Here is a 19,890-nt window from a genome sequence, read left to right on the forward strand (position 1 = left end):
CGGGGTCGTCATGGCGCTGTTCACGACCGACTACCTGGAGTACTACCTGACGCTGGTGTCCTGGGTGGTCCACAACGGCATCTGGTCGGTGCTGGTCGCCAGCGGCATGTTCGCCGTCCCGTTCCTGGCGATCGTCATACAGGAATGGCTGAAGGCCCGCGCGGAAGGCGCGGACGAAGGCAACAAGGGCGTGCTGTCCTCGGCTCGCATCGAGAACCGCGTCTTCGTCGCCATCGTGGTGATCATGTTCGCGGGCATCCCTTTCATCGACGTCGATTTCAACACCATCAAGTACGACCGTTCGCGTTCGACCCAATGCCAAGTAAATGTCCCAGAGCCGACCGATACGGGCTGGTCGCAATCGTTCAGCACGATCAACAACCAGTCGGCCAAGGTTCCGGTGTGGTGGTTCGCCATGCACGCGATCTCGCGCGCGATCACCGGCGCTTCGGTCGCGGCCATTCCCTGCGGCACCGACCTGCGGCAGATCCGCATGGACATCGACGCGACCCGCATCGACGACCCGGTGCTGGCCCAGGAGGTCAGCGACTTCACCCGCGACTGCTATGGCCCCGCCCGCGCCAAGCTGTTCATGACCCGGCCCAGCCTGAGCAAGGAGCAGATGCACGACGTCACCTGGATCGGCTCCAGCTACTTCGTCGGCACCGCCGGCTTCTACGACAGCTACCGCTCCAGGACTCCGCGCGATGCCTGGCCGTTCGACGCCACGCGCGACGCCGGCCTGGCCCAGGTGCCCGGCGGGGGCGGCTACCCGACCTGCCGGCAGTGGTGGTCCGACGGCGGCCACGGCCTGCGGGCACGACTGCTGGCCCAGGTCGAACCCAGCCTACTGACGCGACTGGCCGGCTGGGCGGGCTTCCTGAGCCAGGCCGAGGTCAACGACGCGGTGATCCGCACCGTCGCCAGCCCTCGCCAGCAGAAGCTCAACCAGGGGGCGGTCTACACGGACTACGGTGGCCAGATCGACATGACGCTGCCCAACATCGTCACCCGCGCCGCCAGCGACGTGGGGCTGACCGCCGGATCACTGGGCTATTTCCCGGCGATGGACGTGGTGCGGCAGGCGCTGCCGATGGTGCTGTCTTTGCTCAAGATGGCGCTGGTCATCTGCATCCCGCTGGTGCTGCTGATCGGCACCTATGACCTCAAGACCGTGGTCACGGTGAGCGTGGTGCAGTTCGCGCTGTTCTTCACCGACTTCTGGTTCCAACTCGCCCGCTGGATCGACTCGACGATCCTTGATGCGCTCTACGGCTGGGGGTGGGGCTGGAACCGGCCGCACACGAACTTCGATCCACTGGTGGGTCTCAACAACACCTTCGGAGACATGCTGCTGAACTTCGTGATGGCGACGATGTTCCTAGTGCTCCCGGCATTCTGGATTGGCGCATTGACTTGGGCTGGGATTAGGGCCGGAACTGTCGCAAATGCTTTCTCGGCAGGCACCAAAGACGCGGGCAACGCGGGCGGCAAGGGGCCAGGCGTCATGTCGAGGAAGCTGAAATGACTCAGCGATGAACGGCTTCAATCTTCTTCGCTGTACATCACGTGAGAGGTGTCGTTGTAAAGGTTTGGATCATAGCCAGGCGTTTGACGTAGTTCATCCAGACTCGCAGGAAATTGCAGGTCAAAATCGTCGTCGCCCCCCGGCGTCTGCTCCGCCATCCTGGCTGCCACAACGAGAGCGACCAGTATCAGCGCCACCCAGAATGCGACGTACAGCAACACCCCAAGGGTCGCCAGCTTGCCACCCCAGATCAGCACCGCTGCACCGCCCGCCGGCAGTCCTTGCGCCATCAGCCATCGATGCACCCGACGCTCCGCGCGCAGCCAACCGCGCCATACGCCGCCCAGCCAGCGGCCCAGCCGCGCTGCGGTGGTCATGCCTGCGGTGTGCTTCATGGTTGGCTACCTCATGGTCGTTCCACGGTCGTTGGGCATGGCGGTGCCGGTCTCCTTCATGCCTGCCGCGCCGCGAATGCTTCGGCGCTCATGATCAAGCCGGGAAAGTCCTCTCGCATGGCGAGAATGTCCGCATCGCCTGTGATCAACGCATCCGCCTTGCCGACATGCGCGAGCACCAGGAACACCTGGTCCTTCTCGTCGCGGCAGGCCGGCAGGTCGGGCCATGGCATCGGCAGTTCCACCACATCGGCGTAGGGCAGGAAGTCCGCCAGCAACTCCTGCTGTTCCAAGGTCGACAGCTTGAACTTGGGATAGGCCAGGACGCGCAGGAGTTCACTGGCCGTCTCCCGGCAGACCAGCGGCTGCAACTGCTGTTGCTGCCAGGCATGGCGTATCCAGGCCAGGCGTCCTGCATTGAAGACCAGCGCCGACAGCACGATGTTGGTGTCGAGCATGACCCTGCGCATCAGCGCCGCGCCCAGGCCACGGCATCCTCGACGTCCTGCTCGGTGATCCCGAGTTGCTCCAGCTTCTCGCGCACGGCCTGGGCCTTCTGAACCCGCACCGGCGTCAGGATGATCCGGCCGCCCTCGACGGTTACGTCGAAGTACTCCGCCGCATCCACGCCGGACACGGCCGCCTTGGGCAGCGTGATCTGATTTTTCGAAGTGAGCTTGGCAAGCATGGGAGGCCTCCGTAAGTTTCAAAGGAAATCTTACTTCCTTACTTCATTCCCGACAAGCATGCCTTCGGGCGCAGGGGTTTCAGGGCCTGCCGTGCTTTCAGCGCCGGTTGAAACTGCCTGATCCGGTGAAAACACAGTGCTTGTTCCGTCCGATCCTGGAGCGCACGGGCTCCGCATTGATTGCGGCACACGAAGCCAACTGCCCCTATACCAAAGGGCTTGTCGAAGGCCAAAGGGCTGGGGAAGGGGCAAGGGAATGGCCTCAACGGGAAAGGCCCTACCCGAAAAGGCCAAAAGGCTCCTCCGGCCAGCCCATCACCAGGATGTCGCCATGCTTTCGCTGTTCCAGCGCAAACGGGTGCCGCTGGCCAACGCCGCGGCGCCGCCTCCCGTCGAGCCTGCCAAAGGGTTGACCCGGCCGCAGTCGGCCACATCGCTGCTGGCGGAGCCGCGCCGGCAGCGATTGCTGGAACACATCTGGCAGCGCACCTCGCTGTCGCGTCGGCAGTTCCGCTCGCTGTACCTGGCGCCACTGGAGCGCTACGCCGAGCTGGTCCAGCAGTTCCCGGCCTCGGAGGCGCATCACCATGCCTGGCCGGGCGGCATGCTGGACCACGGCCTGGAGATCGTGGCCTACGCGCTCAAACTGAGGCAGTCCCACTTGCTCCCGGCCGGCGCCTCGCCCGAGGCCCAGGCCGCGCAAGCCGAGGCCTGGACCGCCGGTACCGCCTACGCCGCGCTGCTGCACGACATTGGCAAGATCGCGGTCGACCTGCACGTCGAGCAGGCCGATGGCCTGGTCTGGCACCCCTGGCACGGGCCGCTGCGGCAGCCGTACCGCTTTCGTTACCGGACGGATCGCGAGTACCGGCTGCATGGCGCCGCCACTGGGCTGCTCTACACCCGTGTGCTCGATGCCGGCATCCTCGACTGGCTGAGCGACTACCACGATCTATGGTCGGCGCTGCTCTACGTCCTGGCGGGCCAGTACGAGCATGCCGGTACGCTGGGAGAACTGGTCGTCAAGGCTGACCAGGCATCGGTGGCCCTGGCGCTCGGCGGTGATCCGGCCAGGGCCATGGCGGCGCCGAAGCATGCTTTGCAGCGCAAGCTGCTGGATGGCCTACGCTACCTGCTGCACGAGGAGTTCAAGCTGAACCAGCCCGGCGGCCCGTCGGATGGATGGCTGACCCAGGACGCACTCTGGCTCGTCAGCAAGACGGTCAGCGACAAACTGCGCGCGCATCTCCTGTCGCAGGGCATCGAAGGCATCCCATCGAACAACACCGCCGTCTTCTCGGTGCTCCAGGACCATGGCATCGTGCAGCCCGCCCCGGATGGGAAGGCGATCTGGCGGGCGACCGTCACGAGCGGCACCGGCTGGTCGCACAGCTTTACCTTCCTGCGCCTGTCGCCGGCCTTGATCTGGGAGTCGGGCGAGCGTCCCGCACCGTTCGCCGGCACGGTCACGACGGAAGAGCCCCTCCCTGGCGATGAGGCAGCGCCGGGCTCCGACGGCATCCCGGCCACCTCACCGCCCCCTGGGGTGGCGGATTCCCCGGCCGGGCTCGCGGACCCGGTCTCCGATCTGCTGTCGATGCTCGATGCGTCCGACGCAGCCACCGCCGGTGCATCGTCCGCCGGCGCGGAACCGCCGTCACCATCCGCCGGAGCAACTGTGACAGTGACCCATTCGGCGCTGACCGGTCCTGCCACGATGCCGGCTCCCGCGAAGGCCACGCCGTCCGGGGAAGCCTTCATCGCCTGGCTCAGGCAAGGCATCGAGTCGCGCAAGCTCATCATCAACGATGCGAAGGCACTGGTGCATACCGTCGATGGCACGGCGTACCTGGTCAGCCCCGGCGTCTTCCAGCGCTACGTGCAGGAACATCCGGAGATCCAGGCGCTGGCCCGACAGGACGATCTGCACGACTGGCAATGGGTGCAAAAGCGCTTCGAGAAGCTGGGGCTGCACCGCAAACAGGACAGCGGCCTGAACATCTGGACCTGCGATGTCACAGGACCGCGCAAGTCGCGGCGGTTGCACGGCTATCTGTTGGCGGCGCCTTCGGCATTGTTCGCGGAAGTCCCGCCGGACAACCCCTACCTGTCCCTGGCGCGCGGCTAGGAGTCTCCTCGCCACACACGGGCAGCGCACCTGCCGACCCTATGTCTTGCATCGTCGATACCCCCTCATGCTCGATGGGCGACCCAACCCTTGAAGGTGAACGCGCAATAGAAAAGGTCGATGTCCGTGAATCCAGCCTCGCGGAGCAGATCGACATCCTGCACGGGCGAAAGCACGGGCAGCCGTTCCTTGATCGCCGCGATGCTGCCTTCGGCTTGACGCACGGGTACGCCGGAAGTAGCCGCGAACGCCGCATTGCGCGAGAGCCATCTGTCCCGACCGGGATCTTCGCTGGGATAACTGTGATGCGCGACGACAAGGGGCGCACCGGGCTTGAGTCGCAGGTGCATTTGCTGCAGCGTCTTCAGGCGCTCGGCTGGCGGCAGGAAATGCAGTGTCAGCAGGCAGGTCGCGCCATCGAACGGCCCCTTGGGGGCGCTGTCGATATAGCCTTCGTGCAAGCGCACGTGAGACGCCATCGGGCCCAGGATCGTGCGGGCGAGTTCGAGCATCTCTGCGGAGGGATCGACGCCGTCGAACTGCCAGCCGGGCTGCATTTCGGCGAAGGCCTTCAGTTCCAGCCCGCCGCCGGCGCCGAGCACCAGGATGCGCGCTTGCGAAGGCGCGCGTTCGGCCAGCAGCACGCCTGCCATCCGGTGCAGGTCGCGCAGGCCCGGTACGATCCTCGCGGTTCTTTCCGCATAACCCGATACAGCCGTCGGGTCGGAGAACGACGTCATCGAGCGCGGCCTTCCGCTTGCGCTGGCTCGATGGTCTCGGGCCAAAGCAGTGATCGGTGAATCTGGGCGCCGGTCATGGCACCGTTGCCCACGGCCAGCGACACCGAATGAGGTGCCCGTGCGGCGTCGCCGCAGGCAAAGACCCCAGGCACCGAGGTCTTGCTCTCGGCATCCGTGCGGATCTGGATGCCCATGGGCGTTTCTTCCAGTGCACAGCCGATTGTCTCGGCCAAAGGGCTGGAGGGAGAGGTTTGCGTTGCAACAAATAGTCCCGTAAAACTCAGCCGCCGTCCGTCAATCATCGTCACGTCGGCATGTCCCTCGATCTTGTCGATGCGAGCCCCTTCGATGACCACGCCTCGGCGTTCCAAATTGGATCTGGCCTCCTGGCTGAGTTCCAGTGCACCGTTGACGAGCAAGGTGACATCCCCCCAATCCGTCAGCAGCTCAGCCTGATGGATGGACATCGGGCTGGCACCGACGATGCCGATGCGTCCCTGTCCAAGTTCATAGCCATGGCAGTACGGGCAGTGAAAAACCGTCTTCCCCCAGCGTTGGGCGAGTCCGTCGATGGCTGGAAGCTGGTCGGTCACCCCCGTCGCCAACAGAATGCGTCGCCCCAGGTGCGACTCGCCATCGGCCGTCGTGACGGTGAATTCGTCCGCCTGCCCGGCGACCGCTTCCACCCGACCTTCAAGCCAGGTCAGCGTTGGATAGGCCTCGAGCTGGCGGCGTGCGTTTGCAGCGATTTCACCTGGCGGCACACCATCCTGGCCGAGAAATCCGTGTGAATGGCTGGCGAAGCGGTTGCGCCGCTGGCCCGCATCGATCACCAGCACTGACCTGCGTGCGCGCACCAGTTGCAGGGTCGCGGCCATGCCTGAGTAGCTTCCGCCGACGACGATCACGTCGTGATTCATGATTTATTCCTTGAGTGTCGCAAGGCCGCATGCCGGCGTGCGAAGTCAGAGGCCAGATCGGCAAGGGTGATTTCCGAAAACCGCGTGAGCAGCAGCGCCTCGGCTTCGGCAAACGTGCCTTCGAGTGCCGCATTGACCGTCTGCTCGACCAGACACCCCGGTGTCTCGTTGCGGTTGCCGATGGCAAACGTCGCCGGCTCTCCCAGGGCTTCGTGCAACTGACGCAGGGTGACGCTGCCAAGGTCGGCGTGGATACGCCATCCTCCTGCGTGGCCTCGTTCGGAGGTGACGATTCCCGCTTGCCGCAGGTATCCCATCGTGCGTCGAACGACGACCGGGTTGGTTCCCAGGCACAGCGCCAAGGTTTCCGAGGTAACGGGTCCATCCTGCTCGGCCATGTGCAGCAGCGCATGCAGGACAGACGAGAGGCGGCTGTCTCTTTTCATGAAACAAATGATGTTACGAAAAAGGCCGAGTGTCAAATGCGAGGTGGCAATGAACACCTGACAAGTCACAGCCTTGACGTACAAGAACGTTGTTGACACCTCACCGCCATGACGGCATGGCTATTCGGTGCCGCTCTCTTCCTCGGACAGTTGCGCCTCGGTCGCGGCCATCAGCGTCGCGGCCGAGCACCCCAGCCCCTTCGCGATCCGCAGGATCAACACCAGCGTGGGCATGTGCTCGCCGCGCTCGATCTTGCCCATGTGCGACCGGGCGATGCCCGCCTGTTCCGCGAGCACCTCCTGGGCAAGCCCCTGCGCAGTCCGTGCCTCGCGCACGGCAACGCCGAAAGCGCGCGCTGGCTCGCTTTCATAGGTTCTTGTCCCTGCGGGTCTCCCGCGTTGCACCGATCGCTTCTGCATCAACAGAAGCGTCACGCGCAAAGCGAATCTAAACCACGTTAAACTTATCTCATCGACCGGTCGCGCCCGGTTTTTTCCAGTGTCGGCGTTGTGCAGGTGACACGATGATCGCTCCCGATCCCTTGAACATTGCCCTGTCGGACTGCCTGGCCTATCCCCGGTTGTCGGTGCCGATGGCGGAACATCGCCGGCGCCATCCGAACCACCCCATTCGCCTTCATGAAGAACGCCTGGAGGATCTGCATCGAGGACTGCTCACGGGGGCCTTCGAGGCAGGCCTCTGCCAGTCGCCCGCAGCACCTGAAGGCATCGATGTCCGCCCCGTCTGGCGCGACACGCTGGCATTGGCCGTGTCGGCCCATCACCCCTTGCTGGCCTTCGCGTCAGTGTCCCTGGAGCAGGCGGCCGACCACCCTTGGATCGCCCTGGATGGGCGCGGCTGTGTGGGCTACTGCGGGCAGATCGACTCACTGCTGACGGCGGCCGGCGTCGTTCCCTCGGCCGTCACGACGGCCACATCGTTCGGGTTGATGATGACCTTGGTGGCCGCCGGCTACGGCGTCTGCCTCGCACCCGCCGCCCGCATCGAGGGTCATCGTTCCCTTGGCGTTGTCCAGCGTCCCTTGCAAGAGGGCGCGCTGACGCTCACCACGTACTTCCTGAGCCGTCGAAGTACGGACAGCACCCACCTGGAGCCGTTTTTCCAAGCGCTCCAGGCAAGCGCCTGACCGAACTTCGGCGCGACCCTGGCTTGATCAATCTCCGGGCGTCGCTTCGGCGGCATCGGCAGCGACGGCTTCGCGCACCAGCCGCTGCACGCTTTGCCGGACCGGCTCAGGGAACTCGGTCGTCACGACTGGCTCGCTTGCCTGCGTGCACTGTGCGGCCACCAGCCGCGCGGCAAGGTGCAGGTTCGTTGGGTTGACGGCTTCGATGGCCGGCCGTGTCCCGAGCGCCTCGTACGAGCGCAGGAGTGCGTGGTAGATGTCCCAGGTGTCGATGCCCCGTGGCAGTTGCTTCAGCACGGACTGGACCAGCCTGCGCTTGAGCGGATCGAGCTGCCAGTCTGGCACTCGCTGCCCGCGATGCCCCATGTGGATCGACAGCAGGTTGCCGGCCTGGATCTCGTAGGTGATCCAGCGGCGCGACTTGCCCGCGAGCCTGGCGTAGTCCGCCACTGAGAGGTTGTGCGGCGCCTCGAAGGTCTCCAGCACTTGCTGGCGTTCGCGCTGCACCTCCGACAGGCGCGGCCGTGCGTACTCGGGCATGCGCACGGCCGACAACCGCTGCACCGATGCCGGCGCTTCGGGTTGGCCGGGCGCCGGCGCGGTCACGATCAGTTGCGGCGCGGAGAGGTCGACCACCGGCGGCTGCGCGGCCGCCTGGCCGGCGATGGTCGGCAGGCCCTGGAGCGTGATGGTCAGATGCCGGCTGGCAACCTCGACCTGGTTCTGCTCGAACAGGTCCAGGCGATCGGCCCAGTCCTGCATCATGACGCGGCGCTGCTCGACGTATTCGGCATGGTTGTAGGTCGCGCTGATCCTGTCCGGGTCGGCATGCGAGAGCTGGGCGTCCACCCATTTCTTCGGGTACCCGAGTTCGTTCAGCGCCGTCGAGATCGTGGCACGGATGCCGTGGCCGGTCAGCTGGTCCTCGTAGCCCATGCGCTTGAGCGCCCCGTTAAACGTGTTCTCGCTGACGGGATGCTTGAGGCACCAGTCGCCCGGGATCAGGTAGACCTGGGCCGGCTTGAAGTTGTCGAGCAGGTGGCGAACGATCTCCTGCGCCTGCACCGACAGCGGCACGATGTAGGGCGGGATGTCGATGAGACGCTTGCGCTTCTTCCTGGTGAGCAGCTTGCGCTGCTTGAGCCTGGCCACCGGGATGATCCACAGGCCCCGGTCGAGGTCGAACTGATCGGGCGTGGCGAAGCGCAACTCGCCAGTGCGCACACCGGTGAGCATCAACAGCCGCAAGCCCAACTGCGTGTTCAGGCGCCCGCGGTACTTGCGCAGTGTCTGCAGCATGACTGGCAGCTCGTGCATGCGCAGGAACGGGTTGTGTTCGACCGGCGGCAAGGGCAGTGCGACCACTTCCAAGTCCCTGGACGGGTTCTCGCCCATGTTGGGAATCGCCACCGTGGCGTAGGTGAACAACTGGGTGAACCAGGTCCGCAGCTTCTCGGCCACCGACAGCGAACCGCGCTTTTCCACCTTGCCGATGATGTCCAGCAGGTGCGCGCGGGTGATCTCGTAGATGGTCAGGTGCCGCAGCGACGGGAACACGTCTTTCTTGAAGACGCGCCCAATCTGTTCCAGGCTGGTCTGCCGTCCTTCCTCCAGCGAGAGACGGCGATGGGCCAGCCACTGCTCGTAGACGGCCATGAAGGTGTGTTCGCCGGCCAGGACGATCGCGTGCCGCTTGCGCTTGCGTTCGCTGTGGGGATTGACGCCCTTGGCGAGCAGCGAGCGGGCTTCATCGCGAAGCGCACGGGCGTCCTTCAGGGAAAGCGCCGGATAGTTGCCTAGGGTGATGCGCTCACGCTTGCCAAACCACGAATAGCGGAAGTGCCAAGCCTTGGTGCCGATGGCGGAAACGTAGAGATAGAGGCCGTCGAAGTCGGCCAGTGCGTATGGCTTGCCGGTGGACTTGGCCTGCCGGGCCATGAGGTCTGAAAGCATGATCCCAACTCCATGAAAGCGAGTTGAGTGCCATGTTTCCCATCGGACCCCGGCTCCTCCAGCAACAATGCGGCAGGGGAAGTTCGCGCATTGTTTGGGCCACTTTTTGTACCAGTTTGGGCCGGCCGTCAGTGGATTTCGCTGGACGTCACTGGAACGGATTTCTTGAAAAATCCGAACCGTGACAATGACTTGCAACACTCCATGGACGTCCTTGGAACACCATGGAAAGTCGAAGTGGAGCGGGTGAAGGGAATCGAACCCTCGTATGCAGCTTGGGAAGCTGCCGTTCTACCATTGAACTACACCCGCATTGGACTTGCCTTCCCGCGCGTGTCGCAGAAAATGCCCACCGGCATCCGCCATCACGCAAAGCCGCGGCCCATTGCAGGCCGGACGAAAGTATAGCAGCGCTTCGCCGCCCCTGCCGCTGGGAATCCGCCCTACCCCTTCAACCCCGACGCCAACAGGCTGCCACCAGCCACCGCCAGCAGCCCGCACACGATCCACTCCACCGCCCGCCGCGGCAGGTGAGGCGGATGCCGGGCCTGCAGCCACGACACCCCGTACACCACGGGCACCGCCTCGGCAGCCAGGTACACCGAATTCCACGACAGATTGCCATCGACGCCCACCAGCGCCAGGCGCAACGCCGCGTTGGCGCCGAACATCAGCAGCAGGCAGTGCCTTGCCAGGTCGCGGTCGATCGGCTGCCGGTACAGGTGATACACCATGGGCGGCCCCGGGGTGGAGAAAAGGCCGCCCAGCAGCCCGGAAAACACCCCGAAGAACCACAGCGCCGGGCGCCCCGACGGCCGCGCCGGCGGCCGGCGCTGCGCCAGCAGCAGCACGGCGCAGACGATGATGGTCACGCCCAGCGCGAGCCGCAGCGCATGGACCGAATTGGCGCTCAGCCAGCCCAGCAGCGCGACGCCGCAGCCTACGCCGACGAAGCTGCTGGCCAGCATCGGCCGCAGCAGGGGCCAGTGCGGACGGACCCGGTGATGTCGGCAATAGCTCCAGACATTGACGATCGACAGGATGGACGAAACATTGGCGGCGTCGGCCACGGGTACCAGGCCGAAGGCGCCCACCAGGCCGAGCAGGATGAGCCCGAACGCAAAGCCGGTAAGATTCTGGCTGAAGGTCGCCAAGGCGACGCAGGCGAGAAAGAGGATGTGGACGGTCAGCGGCATACCCGCGGCATACTAGCATCCGGCGCCGCGCCCCCCGCCGGAAGCCGGCCTGCGCACCGCCCGGCGCCCGCACGGGCGCATCACTATCGAGATCGGCATCATGCACACTCACGACCTGTCCTCCTGGACCCACAGCCACGTGTTCGACGGCGGCAATCGCGCGGCCGAGCGCGGCACCCGGCTGGTAATGCTGATCACCGCCGTCATGATGGTGGCCGAGATCGTCGCCGGGCTGGCATTCAATTCGATGGCGCTGCTGGCCGACGGCTGGCACATGAGCTCGCACGCGCTGGCGATCGGGCTCAGCGCCTTCGCCTATGCGGCCGCGCGGCGCTACGCGCACGACCGCCGCTTCGCCTTCGGCACCTGGAAGATCGAAGTGCTGGCCGGTTTCGCCAGCGCGGTCTTCCTGCTGGGCATCGCGGCGCTGATGGCTTTCGGTTCCGCCGAGCGCCTGCTCGCGCCGCAGGCCATCCACTATCCGGAGGCGATGGCCGTCACGCTGCTGGGGCTGGTCGTCAATTTGGGCTGCGCGTTCATCCTGGGCGACGCCCATGGGCACGGACATGGGCACCACCATGGACACGCGCATCCTCACGGGCATGAAAAAGCCCACGGACATGCCGGCGGCCACGCGCATGGGCACGGACACGCACGCGGGCACGACCATGCCAACGCGCATGGGCACGAACACGGGCACGGCGCCGCGCATGACCTGAACCTCCGGTCCGCCTACCTGCACGTGCTGGCCGACGCCGCGACGTCGGTGCTGGCCGCGCTGGCGCTGGCCGGCGGCTGGCTGCTGGGCTGGCGCTGGCTCGACCCGGTCATGGGGCTGGTCGGCGCCGCCCTGGTCGGCACCTGGGCCTACGGCCTGCTGCGGCAGACCGGCACCGTGCTGCTCGACCGCGAGATGGACCACCCGGTGGTCGACGAGATCCGCGAGGTTCTCGAACCGTTCGTGCAAGGGCCGGACGGCACGCGCGTCGCCGACCTGCACGTCTGGCGCGTCGGCAAGGAGCAATTCGCCTGCATCGTGAGCCTGGTCACGCATGACACTACCCTGACACCGGCACGCATCCGGCAGGCGCTGTCGGTGCACGAAGAACTGGTCCACGTGACGGTGGAAATCTCGCTCTGCCCCGACGCCGCGCCGGCCCGCGCGGCCTAGGGAAAACCCCGGATCACTTGCAAAGGCCGATGCGGCGCGGGTCCACGCAAACCGTTACGGTCCTGACGCAGGTCTTTCATCGACTGGCCGGCTGGACGGTCTAAAATCCGCCGCATGAAAATCGTACTGAATGGGGAGCCTCGCACCGTCGAGGCGCCGATCTCCGTGGCGGAACTGGTCCAGTCGCTCGGCTACGCCGGCAAGCGGGTAGCCATCGAGCGCAACGGCGAAATCGTTCCGCGCAGCGCGCATCCGCAGACCCTGATCGCGCCTGACGACCGGCTGGAGATCGTCGTCGCCGTGGGCGGAGGCTGAACCTTTGCCGCGCAATTCCATCCGATCCATGCCGGCCGCCGGCGCAGCCGCGCCGGCGAGCAGGCGGGAGCCTTGCCAATGACCCAAATCGACATTCTGCCCACCATGTCCACCCTGCCCGCCACCCCGCTGGACGCGATCGCCGCGCCGGGGATGGGCAAGCTGGACCGGGTGGCGCCCGCCGCGGGCGGTATCCATATCCGCAGCTTCGTGCACCGGCGCGGCCACATCACGCAAAGCCAGAAAGAAGCGCTCGACACACTGGCCGGAAAATGGACGCTGCCGTACCAGGACCATCACCTGAAAGTGGCCGCCGCGTTCGGCCGCGAAGCGCCGACCGTGCTGGAGATCGGCTTCGGCATGGGCGAGACCACGGCGCAGATCGCGCAGGCCCAGCCCGAGCGCAATTTCATCGGCGTGGAAGTATTCAACGCCGGCGTCGGCGCGATGCTGCGGCGCATCGAGCAGGCCGGCCTGCGCAACGTGCGCATCGTGCAGCACGACGCGGTGGACGTGGTCCGCAACATGATCGCGCCCGATTCGCTGTCGGGCGTGCACGTGTATTTTCCCGATCCGTGGCCCAAGAAGCGCCACCACAAGCGCCGGCTGATCCAGTCGCCGTTCGTGGCGCTGCTGGCCACCCGCATCGCCCCCGGCGGCTATCTGCACTGCGCGACCGACTGGCAGCCGTATGCCGAGCAGATGCTGGAAGTGCTGCATGCCGAGCCGCTGCTGGCCAATACGGCGGACGGATTCTCGCCGCGCCCGGCATGGCGGCCGCAAACCAAGTTCGAGGCGCGCGGACTGCGCCTGGGCCATGGCGTGTGGGACGTGATCTTCGAACGGCGGCCGGTGTCGCGTTACCTGCCGCGGCACGGCGCCGTGGCGGCTACCGGCGGAGCCGCCTGAAAGGCGGTCCGCGACCGGCGGCAAGCTGCGCCTAGCCCGGCTCCGCCCCTACCCGCTCCAGGATGTCCTGCCCGTAGGCTTCCAGCTTGCGGGCCCCCACCCCGTTGACCTCGGCCAGTTCCGCCAGCGTGCCCGGGCGCGCGAGCGCGATTTCGCGCAGCGTGGCGTCGTGGAAGATCACATAGGCGGGCACGCCGTGGCTGCGGGCCACTTCGCCGCGCCATGCGCGCAATGCGGCGAACAGGGATTCGGCCTGCGGCGGCAGGGTGACGGCGGCGCGGGCGCGCGGGGTGCTGTCGCGGCTGCGCGATGCGCGGACGGGTTCGCGGCGCAGCATCAGGCGGCGCTCGCCCTTCAGGACGGCGCGGCTGCCTTCGGTCAGCGCCAGGGTGGCGAAGGCGTCGTGGTCCACTGCCAGCAGGCCCTGGGCCACCAGCTGGCGCAGCACGCTGCGCCAGTCGCGGTCGCTCAGGTCGGCGCCCACGCCGAATACGGAAAGTTCGTCGTGCCGGTATTGGGCCACGCGGTCCGTTTTCTTGCCGCGCAGGATGTCGATCACGTGGGCGGCGCCGAAGCGCTGGCCGCGTTCCTTCCACAGCCGGTAGACGGCCGACAGGATTTTCTGCGCGGCCTCGGTGCCGTCCCAGGCCTGCGGGGGTTCCAGGCAGGTATCGCAATTGCCGCAGGGCGACGAGATTTCGCCGAAGTAGGCCAGCAGCCGGGTGCGCCGGCATTCCACCGTTTCGCACAGGCCCAGCATGGCTTCGAGCATGGCAGCCGAGCGCCGCTTGAAGGCCTCGTCGCCGGTGGATTCGTCGATCATGCGCCGCTGCTGCACGACGTCCTGCAGACCGTAGGCCATCCACGCGGTGGCGGGCAGCCCGTCGCGGCCGGCGCGGCCGGTTTCCTGGTAGTAGCCCTCCACCGACTTGGGCAGGTCCAGGTGGGCGACGAAGCGCACGTCGGGCTTGTCGATGCCCATGCCGAAGGCGATGGTGGCGACCATCACGAGGCCGTCTTCGCGCAGGAAGCGCGCCTGGTTGGCCGCGCGCGTGGCGGCGTCGAGGCCGGCGTGATAGGCGAGCGCCGGGATGCCGTGGCTGACCAGGTAATCCGCCGTTTCCTCCACGCGGGCGCGCGACAGGCAGTAGACGATGCCGGCGTCGCCGGCGTGTTCCTGGGTCAGCAGCTCCAGCAATTGCTTGCGGGGCTCGTTCTTTTCGACGATGCGGTAGCGGATGTTCGGCCGGTCGAAGCTGGAAACGAACTCACGCGCCTGCTCCAGCCCCAGCCGCTGGGCGATCTCGTGCCGGGTGGCGGCCGTGGCGGTGGCCGTCAGCGCGATGCGCGGCACCTCGGGCCAGCGTTCGTGCAAGGCCGACAGGCCCAGGTATTCCGGCCGGAAATCGTGCCCCCACTGCGACACGCAGTGGGCCTCGTCGATCGCGAACAGCGCGATGCGGCCGCGTTCCAGCAGCGACAGGCAGCGGTCGGTCAGCAGGCGTTCGGGCGCCACGTACAGCAGGTCCAGCTCGCCCGATACGAAGTCGCGCTCGACCTCGCGCACGCGGGCGAAATCCTGGGTGGAATTGAGGAAGGCCGCCTTCACGCCGAGTTCGGTCAGGGCGTCGACCTGATCCTGCATCAGCGCGATCAGCGGCGACACGACCACGCCGGTGCCTTCGCGCACCAGCGCGGGAATCTGGTAGCACAGCGACTTGCCGGCGCCGGTGGGCATCAGCGCCAGCGCATCGCCGCCGTCGATCACATGCTGGACGATCTCGGCCTGCTGGCCGCGGAAATTGTCGTAGCCGAAAACCCGGCGCAGGACTTCGAGCGCGCGGCCGTCAGCCATGCCGGGCCGCTCCCGCCGCCGCGGACAGGCCGTCGAGCCCGCGCTGCAGGTCGGCGATCAGGTCGTCGGGGTCTTCCAGGCCGATGTGCAGGCGCACGGCCGGGCCCTCGGGCTGCCAGCGGGTGGCGGTGCGGTACGGCTCGGCATGGACCACGGTGATCAGGCTTTCGAAGCCGCCCCAGCTGGAGCCGATGCCGAAATAGCGCAGCCCGTTGACGAAACCGGCCAGCGCGGCGTCGCTCATCGGCTTGAGCACCACCGAGAACAGCGCCGCCGCGCCGCGGAAATCGCGGCGCCACAGTTCGTGGCCGGGATGGCTGGGCAGCGCCGGATACAGCACCCGGCTCACCTCGGGCCGGCCTTCCAGCCATTGCGCCACGCGCAGCGCGCTCTGCATCTGCTGCCGCAGCCGCACGCCCAGCGTGCGCAGGCCGCGCAGCGCCAGGTAGCAGTCGTCGGGGCTGACGCTGTAGGCGAAGTCGCGCACGGTTTCGCGCAGCGGCTTCCAGTAGCGCTCGGTGGTGGTGACGGTGCCGATCATCAGGTCGGAATGGCCGCCGATGTACTTGGTGCCGGCCTGGATGGAGAAATCGATGCCGAGCTCGAACGGCGACTGGAAGTACGGCGTGGCCCAGGTGTTGTCGGCCAGCACCGGGATGCCGCGCGCGTGCGCGGCCGCGGCGATGGCGGGGATGTCCTGCACTTCGAAGGTGAGCGAACCGGGCGATTCGCAGAACACCGCACCGGTGTTGTCGCGCAGCAGGCCGGCGATGCCGGCGCCGATCAGCGGATCGTAGTATTCGATATCAATGCCGAACGGCGCCAGCCGCCGGTTGCAGAAACTGCGCGCCGGGGCATATGCCGAATCGGACATCAGCAGGTGCTGGCCGGGCCGCAGCACCGTCAGCAGGCTGACCAGGATGGCCGACAGGCCGTTGGGGGTGGCCACCGCCTGGCAGCCGCCTTCGAGGCGAGCGACCGCTTCTTCGAAAGCGAAGGTGGTGGGCGTGCCTTGCCGCCCATAGCTGACGGGCTTGAGCGAAACGTCGTGCGGGGCGTCGTAGGCCTCGATGGTGGGGTAGATCACCGTCGAGGTCCGGAACACCGGCGTGTTGACCATGCCGGCGTATTTTTCCGGGTCGCGGCCGGCGTGCGCCAGCAAGGTATCGGGCTTAGGCATCGGGAATCTCTGGATACGGGCCGGTAAGCGGCCCGATGCCCAGGGATTTTAGCGGACGCCCTCGCCCGCGTTCGAAAGACATTGCCGGCAGCGTCGGATAACGGCAGCCGAGGCAGGCCCGTCCGGACCCGCCTCGGCGAAAATCGGCCTGCCGCGCGGGCGGCCGGCGGCGAACCGCCCGGCTGCCCGCCCTCACGCTCAGCTGCGCGCCGGCGCCTCGCTGCCGTGGCCGCGCTCGCCATGGCGCGGACCGCGGCGATGTTCCAGGGTGCGCTTGAAGGCGTCGGTCACGACCTGCTTCTGCTGGGCGTCCAGCGAGTCGTAAGCCGCCAGCCAGGCATCGCGCGCGGCGTCCAGGCGCGGCCGGACCGCGTTGCGGGCCGCTTCCTGCTGCGTGGTGAGCGCGCGCAGGTCCAGCGGACCGGCTTCGACCTGCTTGCGCAGTTCCTCGCGGTTCTTGCCGAACTGCTCGCGCAGCGCCTTGCCGGCTTCCGCCTGCTGCGAGCGGGCCGCGCGCCACAGGGTTTGCTGCGAATCGGTCAGCTTGAGGCGGTGCTCCAGGCGCGGCAGCAGCGCCAGGGGGCTGCCCATGGCGGGGCCGAAGCCCGGGCGATGCATCGGCTTCATGGCGTGATGGTGCATGGCATGCCGGCCGGCGTGCTGCTGCGTCTGCGCAGGCGGCGTGGCGGCGGCGGACTCCTCGGCGCGGGCGGCCTGCGCCAGGCCGGCGGCGCCGGTGGCCAGGGCCAGCGACAGCGCGATGGTGCGGAGGGCATTCGTGCGAAGGGTATGCTTGATCATTTCGGACTCCTGTTGAACGCCCTCTTTGTTGCCGGGCGATGGACGCATTCTCGGCGCGCGCCGGTTTCCGACCCGTTGCGCGCCGGGGGCCAGCTGTTTCAACCGATTTCACCCGGCTTGCGGCAAGCCGGGCGCCGCGCCACCATCGAGCCATGGAAAAACCCGCCAAGATCAAACTGCTGGTCGTCGACGACGACCCCGCCCTGCGCGAACTGCTGGCCGACTACCTGAACCGGCAAGGCTACGACACGCTGCTGGCGCCCGACGCCACCGACCTGGAAGCGCGCATCACGCGTTTCGCGCCGGCGCTGCTGGTGCTGGACCGCATGCTGCCGGGCGGCGACGGCGCCGAGGCCTGCCGCCGGCTGCGCGACCGCGGCGAAGACCTGCCCATCATCCTGCTGACGGCGCGCGACGAAACGGTCGACCGCATCATCGGCCTGGAATCGGGCGCCGACGATTACCTGGGCAAGCCGTTCGACCCGCGCGAACTGCTGGCGCGGATCGAGGCCGTGCTCCGGCGCAAGAGCGGCCCGTCGGCGCTGGTCAAGGACGGCCCGGTCTCGTTCGGCCCCTTCCTGTTCGATTCGCAAACGCGCACGCTGCGCAAGGACGGCGAGGTGGTGCGGCTGACCGGCGGCGAATTCAACCTGCTGGAAGCATTGCTGCGCAACGCCGGCAAGCCGCTGTCGCGCGAGCGGCTGCTGGCGCTGGCGCGCGACGACGAGGCCGGCGACCGCAACGACCGCGCGATCGACATCGCCATCCTGCGCCTGCGCCGGGTGATCGAGGACGATCCCAAGCAGCCGCGCTGGATCCAGACCGTATGGGGCATCGGCTATCGTTTCGCGCCACTGGGCCAGCCCGACGACGGCGCGGCGGGATGACCCCAACCCTACGCGCTTCGCGCGCCCCTCAAGGGGCGGCACTGGCGGCCCGGCGAAGCCGGATCCGCGGTGCCCTGGATCGGGCGCCGCAGCTCCTGCCGCGCTCGCTGCGCGCGCGGCTGATCCTGCTGGTGCTGGGCGCCGTGCTGTTCGCCCAGGCCGCCACCTTCCTGGCGATCTCCCACTATCGCCGCAATTTCCTCGACAACGTCGCGCCCGACCTGATGGCCACCACCATCCGCACCCTGCGTTCGGCGCTGGCCCAGATCCCGGAAGCGCAGCGCGCCGCCTTCGTGGCGGAGGCCTCGCGCGGCGAGTGGCGGCTGGAGTCGCGGCCGGTGCCGCCGCGGCCGCGCTACCTGAGCGAGCAGCAGCGCCGCATCTTCGAACAACGGCGCGAACGCGAGCGCGAAGCCGAACGCGCGGAGCGCGCCGCGCGGGCCGAGCGCGCGGAACGGGCCGCGGGCGGCGACGCGCTGCCCGGCGGACACCTGCCGCCCGACTTCCGGCCCTACGAGCGCCGCTTCGTGCCCGACCATCGTCCGCCGATGCGCGAGCCGCCGCGCTGGGCCGACGACGACCCGCGCGACGCGATGCGCGGCCTGATCCGCCGGCTCAACATGCAGCTCAACGACGGCACCCGCGTGGCGCTGTCGCGCGGCCCGGAGCCGGCGCTGTTCATCTCGCTGATTCCCACCGTGGGCTACGAGGAAGGCCCGGTCAGCCGCGAATGGCTGGTCATCTCGCTGGAGCGCATCAGCCCGCCCGTCACCACGCCGCTGATCGTGCTGTGGCTGGGCGGGCTCGGCATCGTGCTGCTGCTGGCGGCCGGCTTCTCGTGGCACATCACGCGGCCGATCACGTCGCTGTCGCGCGCCGCCGACCGGCTGGCGGCCGGCAAGCCGGAGCGCGTGGAACCGGCCGGGCCGCACGAAACGCGCGCGCTGGGCGAGCGCTTCAACGCCATGCTGGATGCGCTGAACGAGGCCGACACGGTGCGGCGCACGCTGCTGGCCGGCCTGCCGCACGACCTGAAAGGGCCGCTGTCGCGCATGCGGCTGCGCACCGAGATGCTGGACGACGACGCCGTCAAGGACGGCCTGCGCAAGGACGCGCAAGACATGCAGCACATCGTCGACCAGTTCATCGGCTTCGTGCGTGGCACCGACCCCGCCACCTACCATTTCGTGCCGATGGACCTGGGCGACTGGCTGCGCGAGCGCATCCACGCCTGGCAAGGCTCGGGCTGCGAGGTGACCCTGGCCCCGCCCCCGGAAGACGTGGTGGTGGCCGGCGACGCGGTGGCGCTGGGCCGCCTGATCGACAACCTGATCCACAACGCGCTGCACCATGGCGCGCCGCCGATCGACGTCGCGCTGGCCGTACGGGGCAACCGGGCGGTGTTGAGCGTATGCGACCACGGCCCCGGCATTTCGCCGGAGCGGCGGGCCGAGGCGATGCAGCCGTTCTCGCGGCTGGACGCGGCCCGCAGCCGCAGCGGCAACGTCGGGCTAGGGCTGGCGCTGGTCGACGCGATCGCGCGCGCCCACGGCGGCACGGTGGCGCTGCTGCAGGGGCCCCAGGGCGGGTTGCTGGTGGAGATCGCGCTGCCGGTGGCGGCTGCCTGAAC

20 protein-coding genes and 1 tRNA gene are annotated in these 19,890 nt (G+C 67.6%); 8 read left to right on the forward strand and 13 right to left on the reverse strand.

What is annotated here, in order from left to right:
- Positions 1–10: 10 nt before the first annotated feature.
- Positions 11–1,528 carry a conjugal transfer protein TraG N-terminal domain-containing protein gene (locus tag ABD927_RS06075; protein WP_345247346.1) on the forward strand — a complete coding sequence of 506 codons (1,518 nt, stop codon included), beginning with the start codon at positions 11–13 and terminating at the stop codon, positions 1,526–1,528.
- Positions 1,529–1,545: 17 nt separating this feature from the next.
- Here the strand turns inward: ABD927_RS06075 and ABD927_RS06080 are convergent, their stop codons facing one another.
- The 3 genes from ABD927_RS06080 to ABD927_RS06090 are packed head-to-tail and all read right to left on the reverse strand — an operon-like array spanning position 1,546 to position 2,611.
- Positions 1,546–1,923, reverse strand: coding sequence for a DUF3742 family protein (locus tag ABD927_RS06080; protein WP_345247348.1), 378 nt, complete (start codon positions 1,921–1,923; stop codon positions 1,546–1,548).
- A 56-nt stretch (positions 1,924–1,979) separates the two neighbouring features.
- A complete protein-coding gene (locus ABD927_RS06085) occupies positions 1,980–2,393 on the reverse strand; it encodes a putative toxin-antitoxin system toxin component, PIN family (protein ID WP_345247350.1) in 414 nt (137 codons plus the stop codon).
- A complete protein-coding gene (locus ABD927_RS06090; protein WP_009618101.1) occupies positions 2,393–2,611 on the reverse strand; it encodes an AbrB/MazE/SpoVT family DNA-binding domain-containing protein in 219 nt (72 codons plus the stop codon). Before ABD927_RS06090 ends, ABD927_RS06085 begins: the two co-directional genes overlap by 1 nt.
- 331 nt (positions 2,612–2,942) lie before the next feature.
- Between ABD927_RS06090 and mobH the strand changes: the two genes are divergently transcribed.
- Positions 2,943–4,739 carry a MobH family relaxase gene (gene mobH / locus ABD927_RS06095; RefSeq protein ID WP_345247351.1) on the forward strand — a complete coding sequence of 599 codons (1,797 nt, stop codon included), beginning with the start codon at positions 2,943–2,945 and terminating at the stop codon, positions 4,737–4,739.
- Between the two features lie 65 nt (positions 4,740–4,804).
- On the opposite strand, the gene ABD927_RS06100 is transcribed toward mobH, so the two are convergent.
- The 4 genes from ABD927_RS06100 to ABD927_RS06115 form a co-directional block, all read right to left on the reverse strand.
- Positions 4,805–5,479, reverse strand: a complete 675-nt coding sequence (locus tag ABD927_RS06100; RefSeq protein ID WP_345247353.1) for a class I SAM-dependent methyltransferase — start codon at positions 5,477–5,479, stop codon at positions 4,805–4,807.
- Positions 5,476–6,399 (reverse strand): NAD(P)/FAD-dependent oxidoreductase, encoded by a 924-nt coding sequence (locus ABD927_RS06105; RefSeq protein ID WP_345247355.1) that lies wholly within the window; start codon positions 6,397–6,399, stop codon positions 5,476–5,478. The genes ABD927_RS06100 and ABD927_RS06105 overlap by 4 nt, the downstream gene beginning before the upstream one ends.
- Positions 6,396–6,845, reverse strand: a complete 450-nt coding sequence (locus ABD927_RS06110) for an Rrf2 family transcriptional regulator (protein WP_222821613.1) — start codon at positions 6,843–6,845, stop codon at positions 6,396–6,398. Before ABD927_RS06110 ends, ABD927_RS06105 begins: the two co-directional genes overlap by 4 nt.
- Positions 6,846–6,965: 120 nt before the next feature.
- Positions 6,966–7,265 (reverse strand): helix-turn-helix domain-containing protein, encoded by a 300-nt coding sequence (locus ABD927_RS06115; protein WP_046741836.1) that lies wholly within the window; start codon positions 7,263–7,265, stop codon positions 6,966–6,968.
- Positions 7,266–7,369: 104 nt separating this feature from the next.
- Between ABD927_RS06115 and ABD927_RS06120 the strand changes: the two genes are divergently transcribed.
- Positions 7,370–7,993, forward strand: coding sequence for a LysR family substrate-binding domain-containing protein (locus tag ABD927_RS06120; RefSeq protein WP_279818574.1), 624 nt, complete (start codon positions 7,370–7,372; stop codon positions 7,991–7,993).
- Positions 7,994–8,020: 27 nt separating this feature from the next.
- Here the strand turns inward: ABD927_RS06120 and ABD927_RS06125 are convergent, their stop codons facing one another.
- The 3 genes from ABD927_RS06125 to ABD927_RS06135 form a co-directional block, all read right to left on the reverse strand.
- Positions 8,021–9,946 carry a tyrosine-type recombinase/integrase gene (locus ABD927_RS06125; protein ID WP_345247357.1) on the reverse strand — a complete coding sequence of 642 codons (1,926 nt, stop codon included), beginning with the start codon at positions 9,944–9,946 and terminating at the stop codon, positions 8,021–8,023.
- 238 nt (positions 9,947–10,184) lie between these two features.
- A tRNA-Gly gene (locus ABD927_RS06130) sits at positions 10,185–10,258 on the reverse strand.
- A gap of 131 nt (positions 10,259–10,389) precedes the next feature.
- Entirely contained in the window at positions 10,390–11,142 is a 753-nt protein-coding gene (locus tag ABD927_RS06135) for a sulfite exporter TauE/SafE family protein (RefSeq protein WP_345247359.1), read from the reverse strand.
- Positions 11,143–11,242: 100 nt separating this feature from the next.
- Here ABD927_RS06135 and ABD927_RS06140 point away from each other — a divergent pair, with 100 nt between their 5' ends.
- From ABD927_RS06140 to trmB, 3 genes are all read left to right on the forward strand, one after another.
- Positions 11,243–12,313 (forward strand): cation diffusion facilitator family transporter, encoded by a 1,071-nt coding sequence (locus ABD927_RS06140; protein ID WP_345247361.1) that lies wholly within the window; start codon positions 11,243–11,245, stop codon positions 12,311–12,313.
- A gap of 114 nt (positions 12,314–12,427) precedes the next feature.
- A complete protein-coding gene (gene thiS, locus ABD927_RS06145; RefSeq protein ID WP_345247363.1) occupies positions 12,428–12,628 on the forward strand; it encodes a sulfur carrier protein ThiS in 201 nt (66 codons plus the stop codon).
- Positions 12,629–12,706: 78 nt separating this feature from the next.
- The gene (trmB, locus tag ABD927_RS06150) at positions 12,707–13,537 is read left to right on the forward strand and encodes a tRNA (guanosine(46)-N7)-methyltransferase TrmB (RefSeq protein ID WP_425570191.1); all 831 of its coding nucleotides are present in this window, start codon (positions 12,707–12,709) and stop codon (positions 13,535–13,537) included.
- Positions 13,538–13,568: 31 nt separating this feature from the next.
- On the opposite strand, the gene recQ is transcribed toward trmB, so the two are convergent.
- The 3 genes from recQ to ABD927_RS06165 form a co-directional block, all read right to left on the reverse strand.
- Positions 13,569–15,392 (reverse strand): DNA helicase RecQ, encoded by a 1,824-nt coding sequence (gene recQ / locus ABD927_RS06155; protein WP_345247365.1) that lies wholly within the window; start codon positions 15,390–15,392, stop codon positions 13,569–13,571.
- A complete protein-coding gene (gene metC, locus ABD927_RS06160) occupies positions 15,385–16,572 on the reverse strand; it encodes a cystathionine beta-lyase (protein WP_345247367.1) in 1,188 nt (395 codons plus the stop codon). The genes recQ and metC overlap by 8 nt, the downstream gene beginning before the upstream one ends.
- Before the next feature lie 198 nt (positions 16,573–16,770).
- Complete coding sequence (locus ABD927_RS06165) at positions 16,771–17,373, reverse strand: Spy/CpxP family protein refolding chaperone (protein WP_345247369.1); 603 nt, start codon at positions 17,371–17,373, stop codon at positions 16,771–16,773.
- A gap of 152 nt (positions 17,374–17,525) precedes the next feature.
- Here ABD927_RS06165 and ABD927_RS06170 point away from each other — a divergent pair, with 152 nt between their 5' ends.
- The gene (locus tag ABD927_RS06170; protein ID WP_345247371.1) at positions 17,526–18,260 is read left to right on the forward strand and encodes a response regulator; all 735 of its coding nucleotides are present in this window, start codon (positions 17,526–17,528) and stop codon (positions 18,258–18,260) included.
- Positions 18,257–19,888: an ATP-binding protein gene (locus tag ABD927_RS06175; protein ID WP_345247373.1), complete on the forward strand. Its 1,632-nt coding sequence runs from the start codon at positions 18,257–18,259 to the stop codon at positions 19,886–19,888. The genes ABD927_RS06170 and ABD927_RS06175 overlap by 4 nt, the downstream gene beginning before the upstream one ends.
- Positions 19,889–19,890: the final 2 nt, after the last annotated feature.

This window comes from Pigmentiphaga soli (genome assembly GCF_039541095.1).
Taxonomy (GTDB): Bacteria; Pseudomonadota; Gammaproteobacteria; order Burkholderiales; family Burkholderiaceae_B; genus Pigmentiphaga; species Pigmentiphaga soli.

What these genes read in the sequence shown, in the direction of transcription:
- ABD927_RS06075 (WP_345247346.1), top strand. Translation starts at nt 11, where the DNA reads ATGGCGCTGTTCACGACCGACTACCTGGAGTACTACCTGACGCTGGTG.
- ABD927_RS06080 (WP_345247348.1), bottom strand. Translation starts at nt 1,923, where the DNA reads ATGAAGCACACCGCAGGCATGACCACCGCAGCGCGGCTGGGCCGCTGG.
- ABD927_RS06085 (WP_345247350.1), bottom strand. Translation starts at nt 2,393, where the DNA reads ATGCGCAGGGTCATGCTCGACACCAACATCGTGCTGTCGGCGCTGGTC.
- ABD927_RS06090 (WP_009618101.1), bottom strand. Translation starts at nt 2,611, where the DNA reads ATGCTTGCCAAGCTCACTTCGAAAAATCAGATCACGCTGCCCAAGGCG.
- mobH (WP_345247351.1), top strand. Translation starts at nt 2,943, where the DNA reads ATGCTTTCGCTGTTCCAGCGCAAACGGGTGCCGCTGGCCAACGCCGCG.
- ABD927_RS06100 (WP_345247353.1), bottom strand. Translation starts at nt 5,479, where the DNA reads ATGACGTCGTTCTCCGACCCGACGGCTGTATCGGGTTATGCGGAAAGA.
- ABD927_RS06105 (WP_345247355.1), bottom strand. Translation starts at nt 6,399, where the DNA reads ATGAATCACGACGTGATCGTCGTCGGCGGAAGCTACTCAGGCATGGCC.
- ABD927_RS06110 (WP_222821613.1), bottom strand. Translation starts at nt 6,845, where the DNA reads ATGAAAAGAGACAGCCGCCTCTCGTCTGTCCTGCATGCGCTGCTGCAC.
- ABD927_RS06115 (WP_046741836.1), bottom strand. Translation starts at nt 7,265, where the DNA reads ATGCAGAAGCGATCGGTGCAACGCGGGAGACCCGCAGGGACAAGAACC.
- ABD927_RS06120 (WP_279818574.1), top strand. Translation starts at nt 7,370, where the DNA reads ATGATCGCTCCCGATCCCTTGAACATTGCCCTGTCGGACTGCCTGGCC.
- ABD927_RS06125 (WP_345247357.1), bottom strand. Translation starts at nt 9,946, where the DNA reads ATGCTTTCAGACCTCATGGCCCGGCAGGCCAAGTCCACCGGCAAGCCA.
- ABD927_RS06135 (WP_345247359.1), bottom strand. Translation starts at nt 11,142, where the DNA reads ATGCCGCTGACCGTCCACATCCTCTTTCTCGCCTGCGTCGCCTTGGCG.
- ABD927_RS06140 (WP_345247361.1), top strand. Translation starts at nt 11,243, where the DNA reads ATGCACACTCACGACCTGTCCTCCTGGACCCACAGCCACGTGTTCGAC.
- thiS (WP_345247363.1), top strand. Translation starts at nt 12,428, where the DNA reads ATGAAAATCGTACTGAATGGGGAGCCTCGCACCGTCGAGGCGCCGATC.
- trmB (WP_425570191.1), top strand. Translation starts at nt 12,707, where the DNA reads ATGACCCAAATCGACATTCTGCCCACCATGTCCACCCTGCCCGCCACC.
- recQ (WP_345247365.1), bottom strand. Translation starts at nt 15,392, where the DNA reads ATGGCTGACGGCCGCGCGCTCGAAGTCCTGCGCCGGGTTTTCGGCTAC.
- metC (WP_345247367.1), bottom strand. Translation starts at nt 16,572, where the DNA reads ATGCCTAAGCCCGATACCTTGCTGGCGCACGCCGGCCGCGACCCGGAA.
- ABD927_RS06165 (WP_345247369.1), bottom strand. Translation starts at nt 17,373, where the DNA reads ATGATCAAGCATACCCTTCGCACGAATGCCCTCCGCACCATCGCGCTG.
- ABD927_RS06170 (WP_345247371.1), top strand. Translation starts at nt 17,526, where the DNA reads ATGGAAAAACCCGCCAAGATCAAACTGCTGGTCGTCGACGACGACCCC.
- ABD927_RS06175 (WP_345247373.1), top strand. Translation starts at nt 18,257, where the DNA reads ATGACCCCAACCCTACGCGCTTCGCGCGCCCCTCAAGGGGCGGCACTG.